This is a genomic window from Thiohalocapsa sp. (genome assembly GCF_019695415.1).
Lineage (GTDB): Bacteria > Pseudomonadota > Gammaproteobacteria > Chromatiales > Chromatiaceae > Thiohalocapsa.
This window is the reverse complement of sequence record NZ_JAIFKJ010000533.1, coordinates 1-2,384: the sequence shown is the minus strand read 5'-3', so window position 1 is coordinate 2,384 and position 2,384 is coordinate 1. Positions and strand designations below refer to the sequence as shown.

Below are 2,384 nucleotides of genomic sequence, written 5' to 3'. Positions count from 1 at the left end.
ACAAACTCGGGCCTGCGCCGTTCGTGCCTGCGACCGCGCCTGGCTCTCCGGACGCGGACACGCGCGCGCTCTACCACCTGGATGTCACCGGCTTCCGATAATACGATAGTTTAGGGACACGAATCGTTACGAGCTGGGGCCGTCGTCGGGGCGGTCCTGACGGCGATTTGAAAGAGAGGCCAGACCGGTCGATCTCCTGTGTAGGCAAACACAAGGAGGACCGGCCATGGCCAAGCTTGGAAAGGACGAGATCGTGACGATTCAAGTGTTGAGCGAGCGAGGGCGGTCGCAGTCTTCGATCGCGCGGGAGCTGGGCGTGACAGAAGGCGCCGTGCGCTACCATCTTCGCCGGATGGCCTCTGGAGCCGTGGACGGGCGCAAGCGCAAGCGCTTCGCCATGGAGGACCTCGGTCTGGAAAAGGCGATCGACGCGTGGTGGACCGAAGAAACGGAGCGGCCGGGAGCCGGCCATCCCCCGAGCGTGCAGACGCTGTACGCGTACCTGGTGGAGGAGCATGGCTATGGGGGCGGCTACAAGGCGGTGCTGCGGTACGTGCGCCGTCGGTACGGCAAGCCGCGGACGCGTGCACGGCGCCGGGTGGAGACGCCGGCGGGAGCGCAGAGCCAGAGCGACTGGGCGGAGCGGTGGGTGGATCTGGGCGATCCGGCGGGCCCGGTCAAGCTGCATGCGTTCGTGATGGTACTGAGCCACAGCCGGCGGACGGCGGTGATCTGGAGCCGGAAGCAGGACCAGCTCTCCTGGCACCACGTGCACAATGAGGCCTACCGCCGGTTGGAAGGCGTGGCCGCGGTGAACCGGATCGACAACCTGAAGACCGGCGTGGCGCACGGTGCGGGCGCGTGGGGCCGGGTGAACGAGCAGTACCGGCTCTATGCCCGGCAGATGCGTTTCCATGTGGATGCGCACCAGGTGCGCCAGCCGCAACAGAAGGGCAAGGTGGAGCGGCGGGTGCGGGTTCTGGACGAGCTGGGCCTGGGCCGCCGGTCGTTCGAGAGCCTGGCGCATTTGCAGGCCTGGACGGACGCGGCCATCGAGCGTAGCGACCGCAGGCGCATCTGCGCGGCCACGGGCAAGACGGTGTACGAGACGTGGGAGGACGAGAAGCCGCGTCTGGGCCGTCTCCCGCAGCGGCTGCCCGAGCCGTTCGATCTGGTGCGCACCTGCCGCGTGCACCGGGACTGCACGATCCGGGTGGAGGGGCGGACGTATGCGGTCCCCTTCGCCTACGTGGACCGGCTGGTGGAGGTGCACGGCACAGCGCAGGCCATCGAGGTCTTCGATCCGGAAACGGGCCAGATGCTGGTCTGGTATCCGCGGCATACAGAGCAGCGCATCCTGCTCCAGGCCGATTGCTTCGAAGGGGAATCGACCGACCGGGTGATTGCGCCCCTGCCGCTGGGCCGCATGGGCCGGAAGCTCGAGGAGATCACCTCCCTCCCGGTGGAGGCGCGTCCGATCGACCTGTATGCCGCACTGGCGGAGGCGAGCCGATGAACACGCAGACGATGAGCGAAGCACTACCGCGCTCGCGCCCCCAAGCGGATATCGGGCGCCTGCGCGATCAGCTGGAGCGGCTGGGCCTGGGCTTTGCGGCCGAGCATCTGGCGGGAGCGGTGACCGATGCGGTGAAGGAAGACCGGGGCCCGGCGTCCCTGCTGGAGGCCCTGCTTTCCCTCGAGCTCGAACGCCGGGAGGAGCGGCGTCTGCGCAAGGCGCTGCAGCTTTCGGGTCTGCCCACGGGCCAGACGATCGCGAACTTCGATTTCGCCTTCCAGCCGTCGGTGGAGCGCTCACGCATCGAGACGCTGTCCACCTGCGCCTGGATCCGTCAGAAGCAGAACCTGTTGATCCAGGGCCCGCCGGGGGTGGGCAAGACCCACCTGGCGGTGGCGCTGGGTGTGAAGGCGGTGGAATGCGGCTTCTCGGTGGCATTCTATCGTCTCGACGAGCTGCTGCACGCCATGCGCAAGGACCAGGAGGTGCCGCCGGCGCGGCTGCGGCGGCGCAAGTACATGAAGCCGGCGCTGCTGGTCATCGACGAGGTCGGCTTCGAGCCGTTTTCGCGCGAGGATGCCAGCCTCTTCTTCCGCATGGTCAGTCACCGGTACACGCGGGGATCGGTCTGCCTGACGTCCAACAAGAGCGTCCGGGAGTGGCCTGAGATGCTCGCGGGCGACGAGGTCCTGGCCACAGCGATTCTGGACCGTCTGCTTCACGCCAGCCACGTCTTGAACATCCGTGGCGGGAGTTACCGACTCAAGGACCTGGACGCATCCCTCAAATCCCAGGGCTGATGCGTCCGATAACGTGCCCGCCCCCATGGGGGCGGGGGAGGAGGACAGCTACCCCCAGTTCGTAACGA

2 protein-coding genes are annotated in these 2,384 nt (G+C 67.5%); both read left to right on the top strand.

What is annotated here, in order from left to right; translation table 11 throughout:
* Positions 1-226: 226 nt before the first annotated feature.
* Complete coding sequence (istA, locus tag I6U14_RS14780; RefSeq protein ID WP_296900283.1) at positions 227-1,516, top strand: IS21 family transposase; 1,290 nt, start codon at positions 227-229, stop codon at positions 1,514-1,516.
* A complete protein-coding gene (gene istB, locus I6U14_RS14775) occupies positions 1,513-2,316 on the top strand; it encodes an IS21-like element helper ATPase IstB (RefSeq protein WP_296900282.1) in 804 nt (267 codons plus the stop codon). Before istA ends, istB begins: the two co-directional genes overlap by 4 nt.
* Positions 2,317-2,384 lie beyond the last annotated feature (68 nt).

Excerpts from the sequence above, each read along its gene's own strand:
- istA (WP_296900283.1), top strand. The coding sequence starts at position 227 with ATGGCCAAGCTTGGAAAGGACGAGATCGTGACGATTCAAGTGTTGAGC.
- istB (WP_296900282.1), top strand. The coding sequence starts at position 1,513 with ATGAACACGCAGACGATGAGCGAAGCACTACCGCGCTCGCGCCCCCAA.